A 17,772-nucleotide genomic window follows, 5' to 3' on the forward strand; every position below is an offset into this window, starting at 1 on the left:
GGTGCCGCCTTTCAGCGGCCCGTTTCTCACCACCCCTCGCAGAACCGGACGTGCACCTTTCGTTATGCATCCGGCTCGCCAGAAGACATGGCGAAGTTTGGCGTTCCCATCCACGCCAGACGAAACCGGCAGACGGGAGTCCATGCAAGCATATACTGCTCGACGGACCCATCACGCCACAGTCTCACCGTGGGACGGCGACTGCTGCGTTGTCGGCCTTTAGCGATCTCACCTGCGTTGGCGTTCGGGCGCACTTTCCGCTGCCAGCGCCAGAGCCGATCCCCGGTGTACCAGTCGAGGCTGGTAAACACGTTGCTGGCTCCGTAGCAGAAACGGAAGTAATTCGCCCATCCGCGCAGGATGGGATTAAGCTCCTGAAGCTTTGCGCCAAGGGTGCCTCTCGCGCTGTCGCGCCCGGTGCACTCCTTGACTTTGTGACGGAGATCGAGGGACTTGACCTTCGGGATTTGTATTCGTGCACAATATCCGTAGCGCCCGTCCCATTCCATGACGAAGCGGAATCCGAGGAACGCGAACCCGTCCGTCATTGCTGTGATCTTCGTCTTTTCCGGTGACAGCTCGAGGCCTGTCGTCTCCTGCAGGTATTTTGCCAGCGCGGATTTCTCCGCAATAGCCTCTTCCTGCGTACCGGAGACCAGCACCACAAAGTCGTCCGCATAGCGTACGGGGAAACACACGCAGTGCCCTGCTTTGCGATCCCACAGACGTCTACCCGATGCCGCCGAGAGTATCGATTGTCGTGAAGACCTCCCCGTCGGATCAGGATGCACCCACCGTTTATATCTCTCCTCAATCGCGCTGAGCGCAATGTTGGCGAGCAGCGGTGATATGATCCCACCCTGCGGGGTTCCGGCTTCCGTGCGGAAGAACTGCTCCTCCGTCAGCACGCCGGCTTTCAGAAACTGCCCGATCAACCGTACCACCCGCCGGTCGGCGACGCGTTTGCGTAACCGGTCCATCAGATAGTGATGGTTGATGTTGTCAAAGCAGCCCTTGATGTCTCCCTCGATAACCCAAGGATATGGCATCCCGTGCCTCCGGGTATCCCCGCCGCGTTTATGCGACTGAGCAGCCCGGCGGATATGCTCCAAGGCGCCGTGCGTGCTCCGTCCGGGCCTGAACCCATAGGAAACATGCCAGAATTGCGCCTCGAAGATTGGCTCCAGAAGTATTTTGACCGCGCTTTGTACAACGCGGTCCTTGACCGTGGGAATGCCCAAGGGCCGGAATTGCCCCGGTTTACCGGCTTTGGGGATGAGCTTGCGCCTCGCCGGACTCGGCCGATATGCGCCGGAGCGCAACTCGTCCTGAATCCCGGCAAGGAAGCGTAGCTCTCCTCTCTTCCGGATGCGTCCTACGGTCATCCCGTCGACCCCGGCTGTGCGCCCGCCTTTGTTGGTGGACACACGACGCCAGGCGTGACGAAGCATGCGCGAGTCTGTCAGCCAGCCCCACATGTCCCGCCACTGATCGTGGGGATTCGCCTTACTCCACTGATACAGTTTGCGCTGAACGCCGAGTACCCAAGCTTCATCAGCCTGATGATCCGTGTCCACAGATCACTCCTCCGTCATGCCAACCGATCGTCTTCCTGCCCCCCTTCGCCATGTGCCCGGCTTTCCCGGGCTCAAACTACTACGGAGGCTCCGCCCTTGAACGCGCCCGTCTCCGGTCGTCGCGGCTAGCCCGGTTCCTGCCGGGCAGACGGTTCAAGTTCCCGTGTTCCGATTTTCAACCTTCGTGCCTGTAGGTGGTGCGCTATACCCCTGGCGATGCGGAGAGTGGGTTGAAGGAACTCGCCCACCCCGAGTGCGTATTTCTCGCACCCCTCAGCAGGGAACATTGAGCCCTGCCATGTCTGATCGCTCTATTTGGGGTCAGAACAAGAGCAGTTCGAAATCGTACGCTAAGGTCGAACGGCCCATGAACGGCGTATGGATCAGCGGCGTCCGATCCCTGTGGATTGTCATCGCGACGCGTCAGTTTTGATTTCCTCATTTGCCCGACTCGACAACGCTTCCGCCAGATGGTCGCGCATAGGGATGAAAGATGGCAAAGCGGAAGCTTCTCAAAGAGCAGGATCGACGGAAGCTTTTCGACGTACCAGTCGATGAGGACAGCCTGATCCGACACTATTCGTTGTCACCGGCGGATCGCCTGGAGATTGAGCTGCGGAGGCGTGAGCATAATCGGCTCGGCTTTGCCGTTCAGCTATGTCTGATGCGTCATCCTGGCCGGGTACTGGGAGCGGAAGAGACCCCGCCTCGCGCCATGCTCAGATATGTTGCCGACCAAATCGGCGCCGACCCAGAAGCATTTGCACTCTATGCACGCCGTGAAGAAACCCGTCGCGATCACACGTCGCGCCTCATGCTGTATCTGGATACGAGAAGCGCGACGGCGCAAGATCGGCGGGCCGCGCTATTGGCTGCAATTCAGACGGCGACGATGTCTGACGACGGTGCTGCGATCGCAAGTTCCATTGTCGCCACGTTTCGCCAACGTGGGTCTCTTCTGCCGGCAATCGACACGATCGAACGGATCGGCCTTGCCGGCCGTGCGATAACCCGCCGACGAGCGGAGAGAATTCTGATTGAAGACATCCCGTTTGATACGCTTCAATCAGTGGATAGGCTGTTAGAGGTTGACCCGTCGATCAGCCAGACCCGCTTTCATTGGCTGCGGTCGGCGCCAGAAGCGCCTGGCGCGTCGAACCTGGTCGGGCTGACAGAAAGAGTTGCCTTCCTGCGCACGCTGGAGATCGATCCGAGATTGCAGATGCGGATTTCCTCGGGTCGGTGGGACCAGATGATCCGCGAAGGGAACGCCACGCCGGCGTGGTTGGCCAATGACTTCAATTCCAGTCGTCGACACGCCCTAATCGTGGCGCAGGTCATCAAGCTCAGCCAGAAACTCACCGACGACGCTGTGACGATGTTCATCAAGCTGATGGGTAGGCTGTTCTCGCAAGCCAACAACCGCAGGAAGCAGCGGCACATGGACTGCAGACGGGATACCGCCAAGGCACTGCGCATGTTCCTCGACACGATCACTGCCCTGCAGTCCGCGAACGAATACGGTCGGAATGCGTTGGAGGTTCTCGACCAGAAAGTCGGCTGGCATCGGCTGCTCCGGATGAAGCCAGAACTTGAATCGATGGTCGAGGACAACGAGGCGTCGCCCCTGACCTTGGCTGCCGAACAGTATGCAACCATAAGCAAATATGCCGGTGCATTCCTGCAGGCGTTCACGTTCCAGTCGGCACGGCGACACGATCCGCTCCTTGCGGCAATTTCGCTGCTGAAACGGATCTATGCCGAGAAGCGTCGGACACTCCCGGATCGCGTCCCCCTAACCCACCTCAGCCAAGCTGATCGTCGGCTTATCCTCGAACAGGGACAGCCTGATCGCCGTCTCTACGAGATTGCCACGCTCGCCGTCTTGCGGGACAGGCTTCGATCAGCCGACATTTGGGTCGACGGCAGCCGATCCTTCCGGCCAATCGACGAGCACCTGATGCCGCGGTCGACATTCGCCGCGATGAAGGAAGAGGATCGGCTCGGATTGGGCGTCCAAGGTGATGGCGCGGCTTGGCTTGCCGAAGCGCGTCAGATGCTCGACTTCAACCTGAAGCGTCTGGCGCACAGAGCACGGTCCGGAAAGCTCGAAGGTGTCCGCCTTGAAGCTGGTAGCTTAATCGTCACGCCGACCACCGGCGAAGTCCCTGCCGCCGCAGACGAGCTGAATGCTGAGATCAGCGATATGTACCCAATGGTTGAGGTGCCGGACCTCTTGAGGGAGGTGCACGATTGGACCGGCTTTGCCGATCACTTCACGCATGTCCGCACGGGTGACATTCCGAGAAACGTCTCGGCCATGCTGGCCGGCGTGCTGGCGGACGCAACCAACCTCGGTCCGAAGCGAATGGCGAGCGCATCCAAAGGCATCAGCGCTCACCAGATCGGCTGGATGCGCACGTTCCACGCTCGGTCGGAGACCTATCGCGCGGCGCAAGCATGTATCACCGATGCACACACCCGACATCCGCATTCTCGACTGTGGGGCAACGGAACAACCTCATCGTCCGATGGCCAATTCTTCCGCGCGAGCGACCGAGCCGCAAAGCGCGGCGACGTCAATCTGCACTACGGCAGCGAGCCGGGTTCGAAGTTTTACAGCCATTTGTCCGACCAGTATGGCTACTTCAGCATCTTGCCGATCAGCCCAACCGAAAGCGAGGCGGCCTATGTGCTCGATGGACTGTTCGATCAGGACACGGTTCTCGACATCCAGGAACACTTTACCGATACAGGCGGTGCAAGCGATCACGTCTTCGGGCTGTTTACCCTGATCGGAAAGCGGTTCTCACCGCGACTGCGCAACCTCAAGGATCGGAAGTTCCACACATTCGAGAAGAGCGATGCATATCCGGCGCTGTCGAACCACATCGGAGCACCGATCAATGCCACCCTGATCCTCGACCATTGGGACGATCTGCTCCATCTGGCGGCGTCGATCACCACGCGGTCCGTCGTGCCGTCCACAATTCTGAAGAAGCTGTCAGCATCCCCGAAGGAAAGCCAGCTTGCCAGAGCATTGCGCGAACTGGGTCGCATCGAGCGATCCTTGTTCATGATCGAGTGGTACTCGAGTCCGGCATTGCGCCGTCGCTGCCAAGCCGGCCTCAATAAGGGCGAGGCTGCGCACAAGCTCAAACGCGCTGTCTTCTTCCACGAACGTGGCGAGATCCGTGACCGATCGTTCGAAAGCCAGGCGTTCCGTGCCTCCGGCCTTAACCTCGTCGTCAGCGCGATCGTACACTGGAACACGATCTATATCGAACGGGCCGTCACCCACTTACGCAGCGTGCGTCGCGAAATCCCTGATCATCTGCTCAGGCACATCTCGCCGCTGAGTTGGGAACACATCAATCTGACCGGCATCTACACCTGGGACAGCGAACAGCATCTGCCGGAAGGCTTCCGGTCGCTGAGACTCCCGGCTGGGTTACGGCGAGCCGCATGAGTTCGTGATCCGTTCGACCTTAGCGTACGATTTCGCACTGCTCTTGTTCTGACCCCATTCTGGGATGCCGTGCCGAGGCGCAGCGCCGTCGTATCGAAGGCGCTTAACATCGTGTCCGACCCTGCCGCGAGGACCTCGTCGAAAGCCGCATTCATGTCTTCGCGGTCCGGGTTGCGCCGCGCTTGGCGGTTCGTGTCTTGTCGGCAGAGTGCGGTTTCGGCTTCCGTCGGCCGATGGCTGCGTGATCGTCGTCGCCGTCCCTCGTTCGTTGTCGCTGACGATCATGATCAGCATCGGCACCAGCATGATCATCATCACCGACATGCCAACGACCAACGCCAGCGTCGTTTTCGACAAGCGGCTTGAGAAACACCCACATCCAGGTTGGCAGCGCCGTCATACCCGCAGTGATGTCAGCTTTCAGCGGCGGGCCCGCAACGGGATCCTCGAAGAGTTTGGCGAGCTTGCGCTTGACGTGATCACTCTCTCCTTCACGGACCAGGAGATCGCGGAGCCAGTGAAGCGCCTGGACGACGCGCATCGCCGGTCGCCCGGCCCAGAACAGCTTGCTGGCCGCGGTCGGACGGAAGGTGATCGTGACGTTGCCGAGCTTGATCGCACGACGGCGGGCGTCTGTGTGCACCACGATTTTTGCGGGGACCGCGTCGGTCAGGCCCAGATCGTTTGCTGCGGTCATGCCATCGACAAGCATCCGGGTTTGGTCGCGTCGACCAACGGCGTCGATGACCGAGCGCGGATCGGGCGGGTTGGTTTTTTGGGTGAGCTTGTTGAAGCCAGGCTGATCGTAGAGCCCTCGATCGATTCGCCTGAGGGTTTGCGCCTTCGTCAACCGCTGTAACGCCTTATCGACGGCGTCCCGCGATGCGAGATCCACGAAATCACTCGGCGTCCACACCTTGCGCGGCGCGTCGGCACGGATGCGGTCAAGCATGGCTGTCTTCAGATCGGGTGAGTCGCTGCTCATGTCCGAAAATTGTAGAGGTTTTTCGGACGATCAACAAGCAGCCTGTCCGAAAGATATATACAAATTTCGGACAGGGTCATCTGATCTCCACTTAGGACTGACTCGGTTGCCAGTCGCTCATCTGCAAAATGTTTCCGCCGAGTTTTGCGAACGCGCGTTGGCGGCAGGAGAATACGAGAATCTGCTGATCGCGTGATTGACGATGCAAAGCGTCGAACATGCGCTCAATGCGATCGTCATCGGAATAGACCAACGCGTCATCCAGGATGACCGGTGTGGGGCGCCCGTCGCGGGCGAGCAGACGGGCGAAGGCCAGCCGGGTCAGAACCGAAAGCTGTTCTCGCATGCCGCCACTCAACCTCTCGACATCCTCGTCCTGACCATTGCGACGAACGGTCTGCGGCAACAGTGTATTCTCATCGAACACTATGGAGATGTCGTCGAATAACAGTCTGAGTAGCGGCCGCAGCTCGGACATGACCGGCTTAAGATATAGATCGCGTGCCGCCGAGCGTGCAGCGCCCAGCGTTGTGCGCAGCCGGTCGAGAACGGCCTTTTCGATTTCGAAGCGTCCCACTCGCTCTTCAGCGACTTCCAATTTTTCCCTGGCCTCGCGCCAAGCTTCTTCCACCGCGTCGTCGGACCGAGTGCGAATATGGCCATTGAGATCGGCAAGAGTCACACGCAACTGACCTGCCTCCTGAGTGGCGGCATCCTGAACCGAGCGGGCACGGCGCAGAACGGCCTCGGCGCTGGTGAGATCGTGAGCCCCGTCGCGCAGGGGCGCGGCGCGCATTTCGGCCGCTTCGCGCAGAGTTTGTCGTGCGTTGGCCTCGGTAAGCAGCAAGCGCTCCTTTTCCTCGCGTGCTGCTTCAGGTCCCAATATGACGTCGAGGCTGGTCAGTTCCGCCTGGATGGTCACGTAAGCAGTCTCCGCGGCCATGACAGCCTCGTCAGCATGGCTGCGCAGGGGCAGGGCCTCGCGCACGTTGTTGCGTGTTGTCGTCACACGCTGCTGAGCTGCTGCATGATGTTGTCGGATCTGTTGCGAATCGACCTTAAGTTCGAGGTCCCCGGCCGCGAGGGCACTCAGTCGGGCAAGCTCTTCGTGCAATTGCTGTAGTCCCTTGGGCGCGAGATCGCCGAGCCGCTGACGCGCCAAGCCCAGTTCGGCGGCCCTGTCGCGCGCTTCAACCAAGCGCTGGCGTGCCGTCATGAGGCTGTCGACACCAAGGGCCGCAAGCAGGCTGTGGTGCTTCGCTTCGGCTTCTTCGATTGTCCGGTTGGCTTGCTGGGGCCGATTTGAGCGCAGGGTCAAAGCTCCGATGCCGGTAATATCTATGCGCACGGTGCCAGCAAAGCTTTGATCTTCTGCATGGGCCAAGGGCTTGGCATTGATGGTCACCAAATCGGCGGCGCCGTCCCGGTATTCCATGCGTAGCGTCGGCAGGGTTCCCAGTTGCGTTGCACGAAGGCCGGCAAGGTCGATTTCGAGCGCTTGGAGTTGCTCGACAGCCTGTTCCGGCACCGTCAGCATAGCTAGCGCTGCCTCTCCGTCTTCGATCTGGGTTCTGGCGACTTCGGCTTGTTTTAACCGGTTGTGTAGGCTGGCCAGTTGTTCGGCCGCATCGCGCGCCAAAAGGGTCGCATCCAGCCGCGCGAGCAATTCGCGTGCTTCGAGCTCTTCCTGTTCGGCTGCCTGAACTTCGCCCATCGCTTGTTCGTTTTCGGCAATGGCAAAAGCGCGCCGATCGAGAACCTCACTGCGGCGAAGCTGCGCAATCGTCGACTGCTCGCGCAGATCCGTGGCTCTTTTGAGCGCGGTCCGAAAACTATCGAGGGCCTGCTTCGCCGCGTCGTGGTGAATTGCGGCCAGAGCAGCTTCCGCTTCAGCAGCCTTCAAGGCTTCGCTGTGCGATTTGGCGGCCTCGACTGAGGCTTCGGCGGCCGAGATACCCTCCCGCCGGATAGCGCCTTCTTCGGGGTTTTCAAGCTCAGACAGACGCGCCAACGCCATACGCCGCTTGTCGAGAGCATCGCGCAGACCGGCAACTTCGGCGCTGAGGCGCAGTTCTTCTTTCAGCAGTTTGTCACGCTCATCGAGCGCCGCCGCATAGAGACCGCCGCTCTTGGGACGCAGCGTTGACGTAACCAGGCTATAGAGTTCTTCTTCGCATGCGGCGGTGATTTCGGCCATGCGTCGCCCGCCGGTCAGGGCCTCAACTTCCCCCTGAACCGAGGATAGTAGGCTTTCGCGCACGCGTTTTTCGCCATCCTCCTCGCTTTTGCTGCGCTTTTCGAGGCCGGTGACCCCTTGGCGAACCCAGAGCAATCCTGCCGGTCCTGCGGTTCCGCCGTGGATTAGTTTGCCGATAAACGCTTCGGCCTCGTCCGCTTGAGCCAACAGTCGCCCCCGATCGAGGTCGACAACGTTGGCCAGCTTGCCTCCATAAAACTGCTTGGTAAGCCGATATCGTCCTTCTGAAGTGGTGATGTCGGCCTCCACCACCGGATTGCCCCCACTATAAGGCCGCAGCAGTCTTACGCCTTCGGGCGTCCCGGTGTGGGACTGGAAAAAGAGTGCATGGAGTGCTTCGAAGAAGGTTGATTTGCCGAATTCATTGACTGCGCAAAGCACGTTGACGCCGTCGCCTATGTTCTCGATGGCGACGCCTTGCCCAGCGAACCGTTTGACGTTGTGGAGCCGAAGGGCTGTAAGTTTCATGATCCCATCGCCTCGCAATAGCTGAACAGCCGAACCAGTGCTTCTCGCGATATGTCGCGTTCGACAGTCGACCGCCTTTCGTCGGCGCTTTCATCCAACAGTGCCTGCGCTGCCTCGCGAAGGGCACCGGAGCGATCGATCCGATCCAAATCGCCGCTTTCGCAGTCGGTCGCGAGCCCGTCCCCTTGCAGCTCCAGATAGGCGTAGTCGGGCGCGGCTGCCGCGACCGCCGCTTCGAGGGCGGTTCGTCTGCTTACCCGTACCCGGCCAGACGCGACAATTCGCAGCAAGGTCTGACGCCGCAAGTCTGCCGGTGGTAGCAACGCTTCAAATGCCGCCGCGCTGTCATCGCCAGACAGCAAATGCAGTGGAGCGGTTTTCCAGGAAAAGCTGGCTGTTTCGACGGCCACGATCTCGGGCAGGGCGCCGGGCCCGGCAATGGAAACGACAAGGGCCTGACCGGGTGTTTCATGCTTGAAACGGTCAGGTTCGGGCGCACCGCTGTAGCGGCTGCGCTCATTGATGGTGACGGACCCGTGCCAGTCGCCAAGTGCCAGATAATCGAGGCCGGCCTTGGTCGCGCGATCTGGTGCAATGACATCGGACGCTGCTGAATCTTCGGAAAAGTTCTGAATAGCGCCATGAGCAAGGCCGAGCCGGATGGCGCCTTGCGGCGTCGCGGCGCTGTTCATCCACTCGGTAAGGTCGCGACCGGGTCTGCGGGTGGTGCAAGGTGCTGGCAACAGCGCCACGTCCGCGCCAATGGTCAGGGTTTCAGGGCGGGTCGCCAGTATGACATTGTCCGGCACAACGCTACCCGCAGCGCTCCACAATTGATCAGCTAACAGTGAATCGTGGTTGCCAGGGAGCAATATCCAGCGCAAGGGCGCGCTCTGGCTCATCTCGGCAAGGGCCTGCCGCAACATCGCTGGTGTAGGCGTTTCGGTGTCGAACGTATCGCCGGCCAGAAATATTGTGGATGCACCATGGACCCGTGCCTGTTCTGCCAGCCGGCTGATCGCGCCATGGCGCGCTTCACGGAGCCGCCCGCGCAGATCCTCCGGCATGTTGCCGAACCGCTTGCCGATATGAAGATCGGAGCTGTGGATGAATCGAAACATGGAGTCTCCGAGACTATGTCGATGCCAGGTTGCGCTGAGCGCGATCGATGGCTTCATCCAGCCGGGAGCGTGAAATCGCCGCAAGTCGCTCGACACCGAGCAGACGTGCAAGGTCGAGAGCGGGGTCGGACTGTTCCAGAATGTCCTCGTTCGCAACGACGACAGCGGCCAGCTCGGCGATTGGAATGTCGGCAATGGACCGGCGGGCATCGGCATCGAACGGCATGCGATAATCAAGCAGGTCGACCACCGTCCCTCTCTTCCATAGGAAGCTGCCGCTGGATTCTTCAGTTCTATCGAACTCGCGCAGATGCAGGTCGATCCGCTCCCGAATCTTGTTGCCCGTTCTGAGCCAGCCATGCGCCCGTGCGATGCGCTGCGCAAGGACGTCTTCTCGCAGAGGTCCTTCCTGCTCGATCACCGCGTCGACCATGGACCGCAGCGTGCCTCGGTAGACGAAGTCATAAAACTGATCCGGGCTGGTGGAAAATCCGGTTAGATCAGTCAGGCGATAACGGCCGCCCGTCGGTACGGAATCATGCGTCGAATGCGCGGCCGCAGGCAAAACTCCTGCAGATGCCGATGGGCGCTCTCCCGTCGCGAGGGGAGCGGCGACAAGTTCTGGCTCTGATTTTATCGACGGATGTTCCGGTTCGCCGGCCGATGCTAGGTCTTCGGCTGGCAATGGGTCCATGGGGTCGACCTTATGTCCCATGTCCCAATGGATCGCGGCTTCACTTTCCTGTTGTTCAGCCTGTTTGCGACGGCTTTCCTCGAGCAGCGCGGCCAGGCTGGCATGAAGCCTCTCGGTGCAACCTTCGAGATCAAACCACCAATCGGTTGACCATACCCGGACAATGTTCCAACCGAGGCCGCGCAGGACCTGCTCGCGGACCTTGTCTCGATCTCGCGCTGTGGCAGAACTGTGATAGGTCGCGCCGTCGCATTCGACCCCAGCCAGATAGGCGCCGGCGAGATCGGGATGCCGGATCCCTATATCCACTCGAAAGCCAGAAATGCCGACTTGAGGAACGATGGTCCATCCGCGCTTCTCAAGCTCGGCAGCGACGGCCTCCTCGAAAGGGGATTCCAGGGCTCCGACCGATCCGCGTTCCTGCGCTGGCAATGCCACAGCGCCGCGTTCGGCAAAATCGAGGAAGGCTTTGAGATGCTGTACGCCGATCGCTTTGGTTCGGTTGGGGTCGATCTGGTCGGCGGCAAAACCTGAAAATACGATCAGTTCCTGCCGCGCACGCGTCACCGCGACATTCAGCCGGCGTTCGCCGCCGTCCCGATTCAGCGCGCCGAAATCCATGCTGCGCTTGCCGGCATTATCTTGCGAAAAGGTGATCGAAAACAGGATTATGTCACGCTCGTCGCCCTGGACATTTTCCAGATTCTTGACGATGGCGGGCTCAATACGCTCGTCGGCAAAGAACCATTCAAGCTCCGGCTCTGTCTGGCGCGCCTTGTCGAAAAGGTCGAGGATGAGCGATTGCTGTTGCGCGTTGAAAGTGATGACTCCGAGCGTGGGTCGGTCCTTTTCCGGTATGGCCAGCCAACGCCGCATCCTGCTGACCGCCTCGTCGGTTACCGCTTGGGCTTCGATTCGATTGGTGCGGCTTTTGCCACGGTCATAGATGCCGGTCGTGATTTTTCGCAGCTGAACTGCCCGATCTTCCACCGTTGGCGAAGGGAATGTGATGAGCCGGTTCTGATAGTAGTGATGGTTGGAAAAGGCGATCAGCGACTCATTGCGGCTACGATAATGCCAGCGCAGGTCACGTACCGGGATGCCGGCCGCTTTGGCTTCGTCGAGAATGCTCTCAAGATCCTTTTCGTGCTCGACGACTTCCTCGTCCTCCTCGTTGCGGCCAAAGAAATTGGTGGGCGGCAACTGCTTGGGATCGCCTACGATAATGGTTTGATGGGCTCGCGCGATAGCACCGACAGCGTCCCAGGTGGTGATCTGCGATGCTTCGTCGAAAATGACCACGTCGAAAAGCGCTTGGTCGGGAGGTAGGTATTGAGCGATTGAAAGCGGCGACATCAGCATGCAGGGGGCGAGCTTGGCAAAGCTCGATGGCATAGCGCCGATCATCTCGCGGATCGACCTGCTGGGCCGCTGCAATTCCATCTGATGGCGCAACAGGCCCAACTCGGAATTGCGCGGGACGCTTTGCACAGCCGGCAAACCATGAGCGATGGCACTGATGACGCGAAGGCTTGCTTGAGCGCGGACAAGATCGTCGATTTCCCGGAAATCTTCGATGGCGTGCTCGTGCTGGAAGCGACGGAAATCTCGCAGCACCGGATCGGCGTCCAGCGTGGCCGGCAGCCACCAGCGTACATAGGCCAGGCGGAACGCGGATTGAGCTTCGGTTGGTCGCACTAGACCCGCCTCGATATCGTCGACCAACGCTCCCAGATTCTGACTGACAGCTCTGCGACGTATGCCGCACCACGAAGTCCAGTCCCGCAGAAGATGGCGGCCATTGAGCAAATCTCCCATCGCGGTCGTCAATTCGGTCAGCGGGTTATCATGTCCTGCCCACGCAGGCGTTTTTCCAGCAACGATCGCAAATTGGGTCCTCGCAGCCTCGAATGCCGCAGAAGCCGCAAGGAAGCGGGCTGCCCCATTGCGCATCGTGCTATCTGCTGCACCGCTTCGCAGGCTCGGGGCCGTTGCTTGGAGGAGCGCTCTGAGATCCTCCGTGCCGAGGCCGGGCAGGCGTAGCGTCTGTCGAAGCCTTTCGGCGATCGAGAGTATCTGATCGATACGGTGGGTGTCGGTATCAAGTGCGGCAAATCCGATCGGCTTGCCAGATAGGATGTTGGCTTCGACAGTGGCGCGGCGGTCCTGCATCACGCACAACAGCGGCAAGTCGTGCTGAGGATCGGCCACGCCCTCTGTCACATAGCCTTGAAGCAGCTTCTGGACTTTGCGTTTGCCCAACTGACTGTTTGGCCAGAACGCAGAAGCGGCCTGTTGCCATTGCTGGTCTATGTCCTCTACCCGTATGCGCGCAACAGCAGCCTCGTCATAGCGTGCCGACAGGTCCTTGCGAGACTTGCGATAGTCTCCAATTGCATCATTGAGAGTGGCAAGGGCTCCCCGCAACTGGGCGAAATCTCGATCAAAGACAATGCTGACGTCATAGCCGGCACTGTCCTGGAGTGCCCCTGCTAGTTTTCGCAGCGCTTCGAGCTCCGCTTTTGACGCATCGCCTTTTGCGCGCAGTCCGATACTCACCAGGAAGGCGTCAAGTGCGGTCGCTAGAACCTCGGACGCACTCTTGAGGGTCTTTGCCCCTTCGAGCAAATTGTCCTGCCAGCCTGACGTCCACTCGGTGACATCTATGAGACGCAAGACCGGTCGCATCTCCACTGACTGAAACGCGAGACCTGTTTCGGCGGCAATATGCTCCAGCGTCAGCCGGCTTGCCTCGTCATGGCCATCGCGCGATGGCCACGACAATCCCGGAGCGTGCTGTTGCTTGTTCTTGAGAGCGATGCCAAGCGCCAGATAGGGCGTGAGACCATTGATATGGCGCCGATGCAGCGCTTCGACATAGGCATTCAGTTCGTCGCGACGGACGCGAAGCCGCTCGTTGATCGCAATCCACTCCGCTGCGCCCACGCGCACGCCGCTTTCCCAGCTGATCCTGAGCTGGTTGAGAAAGTTGCGTCGGTCCGCCTTGCTGGAATGGAGTTCGAGACAATGCGCGCCCAGGCCATGTTCGCGAAGGCGGCGATACACCACATCGAGCGCCGCCGTCTTCTCGGCCACGAACAGCACGGTTTTGCCAACTGAAAGACAGTTGGCAATCATGTTGGCGATGGTCTGGCTCTTGCCAGTACCGGGAGGACCGATGATGACAAAGTCGCGACCCTCAGCGGCGGCAAGGCTTGCCGCGGTCTGTGAAGAGTCGGCCGGCAGCAGCGAAACGATATCGGACGGGGCATAGTGCCGATCGAGTTCGCGCTCGTCCCGGAATGATGAACCATTGCCCTCGAACGCTATCTCCGGCGTATCGATCAGGTGGCGTACGACGCGGTTTTCGCGCAGCGCATCGGTACGCTCGACCAGATCCTTCCACATGAGAAACTTGGCGAAGGAAAAGGTCGACAGCGCCGTCTCGTCCACCACCTCCATGCCGGGGACGTCGCGCACTGCCTGGCGCATAAGACCGAGCAGCCGCGGCACATCAACGCCGCTTTCGTCCTCGGGCAGCTCACCGGAAAACTGTGGCAGTTTGAGCTCGAAGTCGCGTTCGAGAAACTGCAACAAGGTTGCGTTGAATCGCGGTTCATCTTCATGGAAGCGCAAGGTAAAATGCGATGTTGCGCTGCGGCGCTCGATTTTGACCGGTACGAGCAGCAATGGTGCGCGATAGCTGCGCTCGTCCTCGGCCTTCTTCTTCCAGCGCAGGAAGCCGACCGCCAGGAAGAGCGTATTCGCGCCGCCCTCGGCAAAATCGTTGCGCACTTGCCGGTAAAGATCGATCAGCCGGGATTCCAATTGACGCCCATCGAGCGTCGACGGGAGCTCGTCGCGCAGAAGCGCTTCCGCGGCAAAGCCACGCTGGAGGTCACGTCCGTGCACCTCGCGATAGAGGACAGCATCCCGCTCGCCCAGTGGATTCTGTTCGGGGAGCGAAATCAGCCGGATCGAAGCGCCTGCCATCAGACGGTCCTCGAGGTAGCCGACGTCAGTACAAAGAAACGGAATTGTCTTCTTGGAGTCCGGAAAATTGAGCAGGCGGTTCCGCAGTGTCAAATCGAGGAGCTTTTTCTGCCAGCGGTCTATCCGTCCGGCCGCTGTCGTCGGCTTTACCTCGACGATCTCGACCGGCAGGGCTACCACGGCCGGTGCGGCTGGCAACGGCAACGCGATTTCGGTTGCCACCTCTGTATCCACGCTGCGGCGCATCGGTTCGTGCGAAGCAAGCGGTGTGATGCCGCCGCTGCGCGAGCGGCGTATATCGATGGCTGCGACAAAGGTGGCTACCTGCGTTTCGTCGAGCCGCTGTTCGATTGCGTGTTGGGCAGCCTCCAGCGTCATCGCCGGCCGATGCGTCACGCCTGTCGTCTCAAACACGATGAGTTCGCGCGATGCCAGCGCCTTGCGGACCTCCATGGCATCGGGTTCAATGGCGTTGGCGAGCGTCCTTTGTGTCATCCAGACGCCGACGGCCGCGTGTCCCTGAAACATCAAAACGACGGGATGCAAGCCCGTCGCCTCCAGGGCGGACGCGAATAACAGACTGGTATCGAGACAGGTTGCCAGCTTTTCTGCCGTAATAATTGAGGGACGTCGAATTTTTTGGCCGCGGCTTTCAAAGCTCGCAGGTGGCTCTGCATAATGCAGCGATAGGCCAGCAATGGCCGAATAAATTGCGGCCGCCAGCATGAATGCGCGTTGCGGATTGCCGCTTTGATAGCCATCGAGGCTGGAAGGATGACCATGCGCTGCGAGCCGCTCCGCTGCGGAACGCAGCAGTCCTGCGATCGCCGGGTCGTTCGGCATGACGAATGCGGCGAGCAATTGCGCCATATCGACGACGCCTCCCCATTCGTCGCGGGCAAGCAGGCGCACCGCAACGCGCTGCTCGGCCAGCACTGCGCCTCCTGAGGTTAGGCGCAACGTTATCTCCCCGCGCTCAGCCTCGTTGAGACCGGCCAGATAGCCGGCGTCGAGATCGATTTTTCGATCGCTTAAGGGAAGCCGGTCGCCAGCAACGATCCGATCAATTGTCCAGCTTTTGGCGCGCAAAAAAGGGGGGTTCGATGTCAGCTCGAGAGTGCATTTTTCGAAACCCTGCTGGGTCGGGTTGTTGAGCGCGATAGACCGGATCACCGGAATTGCATTTTGGAAGGACGCATATGTAAAGCTGGCGGCGATGTCCGCCACGACTTCTATTACGGGCGCGGCTGATATACCGGCAGCATCGCCAGTCTCCGAACTCGTTTCCATACCCCATCCCCTATTTTCATGTACGATAGAACTTTGCCGCCAGAATTTGAAAGTAAATTCTTGGTATGGCGCCGCTTATGTCCAGCAGCATAGATTTCTAGAAGTGTTACCGCCCCTGACCTGCCACGGGTAATTTCCTCCATCTGAGATTAGAGTCCGGCCTCGATTGAAGGACGGACTAATGAAGAGAAAGCGGTTTACGGAAGAGCAGATCATCGCGGTTCTGCGTGAGCACGAAGCGGGGGCGAAGGCGGGCGACCTGGCGCGCAAGCATGGGATCTCCGAGGCGACGCTGTATAACTGGAAGGCGAAGTATGGCGGGATGGACGTCTCCGATGCCAAACGGCTGAAAGCCTTGGAAGACGAGAACGCGAAGCTGAAGAAGCTGCTCGCCGACCAGATGCTGGAAGCGTCGGCACTGCGCGAGCTTCTTTCAAAAAAATGGTAGGGCCCGCCGCCAAGCGCGAAGCCGTCGCGCATCTGCAGGCCACGATGGGCCTGTCGGAGCGGCGGGCCTGTTCCTTTGTGGGCGCTGATCGCAAGATGATCCGCTATCGTTCTTGTCGCCCACCTGAGGCGGCACTGCGCGGCCGGCTACGCGACCTGGCCAACGAGCGCCGGCGCTTCGGCTATCGGCGGCTGTTCATTCTGCTCAGGCGCGAAGGCGAGGCATCGGGTATCAACCGCATCTACCGGCTATACCGCGAAGAAGGACTGGCCGTGCGCAAGCGACGCTCCAGGCGCCGAGCGGTAGGAACGCGGGCACCGATCCTGGTTCAGGCGAAGCCGAACGCGCGCTGGTCGCTGGATTTCGTCCATGACCAGTTCGGCTGCGGCCGGCGCTTCCGCGTCCTCAACATCGTCGACGACGTGACGCGCGAATGTTTGGCTGCGATCCCGGACACCTCGATCTCCGGCCGCCGGGTGGCGCGTGAACTGACGGAACTGATCGCCCGGCGCGGCAAGCCGGGCATGATCGTCTCTGACCACGGCACCGAGTTCACCTCGAACGCGATCCTCGCCTGGTCGAAGGATCATCAGGTGGAATGGCACTTCATCGCGCCGGGCAAGCCGATGCAGAACGGCTTCTGCGAAAGCTTCAACGGGCGGATGCGGGACGAGTTGCTGAACGAAACCCTGTTCCTCGGCCTCGACCATGCCCGAACAACCATCGCCGAATGGGCAGACGACTACAACCGATCGCGCCCACATTCGGCGCTCGGATACATCACGCCTGCGGCCTATGCCGCCAATCTCACCGCAACGGACGATCGGCTGCGCAACCCCGACCAGCTCCACCGATCACCCGTTGCTCAACCCGCGCCATACGGCGTAAAACCCGCCGAGGCTCTAACTGCAGCCGGATGAAAATTCAGTGGCAGGTCACCCAGATAACGGTCGAAATGGAGAGAGGCTATAATCGGTCGCCACGATTGGAGGGGATCCAAAAGTCGCGGAAATCGAAGCGCCGGCGCACGCTGCTGAAACCCAAGACGGGCAGAACCTCATCCGCAAATGTGTGGCGGTCCGGGCGCAATGGACCAAGCGCTGCGCGCCTATCGCGAGCGCTGTCGTGGCGCCTATCGCGGACTCGGGCCCAGCCCGACAGTGACGGCGAACCTCGATCGGCCTATCGGTGAGGCGGTCGATTCCGCCCATAGACTATAGAAAGGCACGCACTTCCAGCTCTATCTCCTCGTACGCGTTGCCGGCTACCTAAATTCGTGCGCGCGGTCCAATGCCTTTGATTGCTGATGTTGTTGTGGAGACGTTTGATCGCTGAAGCATTTGTTTGCTGACCTAGCGGGGCGGGGGAGGTCATTTATTTGGTACATCTCCAGCACTCTATGTGAGATCGCGAGGAAAATTTGTCCAGACAAGCGAATTCATAGAATCTGGACAGATCAATAAGTATAAT

At 60.1% G+C, this 17,772-nt stretch carries 7 protein-coding genes; 2 read left to right on the forward strand and 5 right to left on the reverse strand.

Annotated elements, in window-relative coordinates:
* Positions 1-62 precede the first annotated feature (62 nt).
* On the reverse strand, positions 63-1,577 hold the full coding sequence (ltrA, locus tag MESS2_RS29890; protein WP_008878450.1) for a group II intron reverse transcriptase/maturase: 1,515 nt from the start codon (positions 1,575-1,577) through the stop codon (positions 63-65).
* A 493-nt stretch (positions 1,578-2,070) separates the two neighbouring features.
* Between ltrA and MESS2_RS29895 the strand changes: the two genes are divergently transcribed.
* Positions 2,071-5,046 carry a Tn3 family transposase gene (locus MESS2_RS29895; RefSeq protein ID WP_008878451.1) on the forward strand — a complete coding sequence of 992 codons (2,976 nt, stop codon included), beginning with the start codon at positions 2,071-2,073 and terminating at the stop codon, positions 5,044-5,046.
* Between the two features lie 151 nt (positions 5,047-5,197).
* Here the strand turns inward: MESS2_RS29895 and MESS2_RS29900 are convergent, their stop codons facing one another.
* The 4 genes from MESS2_RS29900 to MESS2_RS29915 all read right to left on the reverse strand — a co-directional run bounded on the left by MESS2_RS29900 (position 5,198) and on the right by MESS2_RS29915 (position 15,854).
* Positions 5,198-5,998: a DUF6088 family protein gene (locus tag MESS2_RS29900; RefSeq protein ID WP_244440123.1), complete on the reverse strand. Its 801-nt coding sequence runs from the start codon at positions 5,996-5,998 to the stop codon at positions 5,198-5,200.
* A 124-nt stretch (positions 5,999-6,122) separates the two neighbouring features.
* Positions 6,123-8,756: an AAA family ATPase gene (locus MESS2_RS29905; protein ID WP_008878453.1), complete on the reverse strand. Its 2,634-nt coding sequence runs from the start codon at positions 8,754-8,756 to the stop codon at positions 6,123-6,125.
* Positions 8,753-9,877, reverse strand: coding sequence for a metallophosphoesterase family protein (locus MESS2_RS29910; protein ID WP_008878454.1), 1,125 nt, complete (start codon positions 9,875-9,877; stop codon positions 8,753-8,755). The genes MESS2_RS29905 and MESS2_RS29910 overlap by 4 nt, the downstream gene beginning before the upstream one ends.
* Positions 9,878-9,890: 13 nt before the next feature.
* Positions 9,891-15,854, reverse strand: a complete 5,964-nt coding sequence (locus MESS2_RS29915) for a DUF3320 domain-containing protein (RefSeq protein ID WP_008878455.1) — start codon at positions 15,852-15,854, stop codon at positions 9,891-9,893.
* A gap of 181 nt (positions 15,855-16,035) precedes the next feature.
* Here MESS2_RS29915 and MESS2_RS29925 point away from each other — a divergent pair.
* A protein-coding gene (locus tag MESS2_RS29925; protein WP_085987231.1) for an IS3 family transposase occupies positions 16,036-17,222 on the forward strand; the annotation gives its coding sequence in 2 pieces (ribosomal slippage) (positions 16,036-16,288 and positions 16,288-17,222; 1,188 coding nt in all).
* Positions 17,223-17,772: the final 550 nt, after the last annotated feature.

The sequence above is a fragment of the Mesorhizobium metallidurans STM 2683 genome (genome assembly GCF_000350085.1).
In the GTDB taxonomy this organism is placed as follows: domain Bacteria; phylum Pseudomonadota; class Alphaproteobacteria; order Rhizobiales; family Rhizobiaceae; genus Mesorhizobium; species Mesorhizobium metallidurans.

Excerpts from the sequence above, each read along its gene's own strand:
- MESS2_RS29895 (WP_008878451.1), top strand. The coding sequence starts at position 2,071 with ATGGCAAAGCGGAAGCTTCTCAAAGAGCAGGATCGACGGAAGCTTTTC.
- MESS2_RS29900 (WP_244440123.1), bottom strand. The coding sequence starts at position 5,998 with ATGCTTGACCGCATCCGTGCCGACGCGCCGCGCAAGGTGTGGACGCCG.
- MESS2_RS29905 (WP_008878453.1), bottom strand. The coding sequence starts at position 8,756 with ATGAAACTTACAGCCCTTCGGCTCCACAACGTCAAACGGTTCGCTGGG.
- MESS2_RS29910 (WP_008878454.1), bottom strand. The coding sequence starts at position 9,877 with ATGTTTCGATTCATCCACAGCTCCGATCTTCATATCGGCAAGCGGTTC.
- MESS2_RS29915 (WP_008878455.1), bottom strand. The coding sequence starts at position 15,854 with ATGGAAACGAGTTCGGAGACTGGCGATGCTGCCGGTATATCAGCCGCG.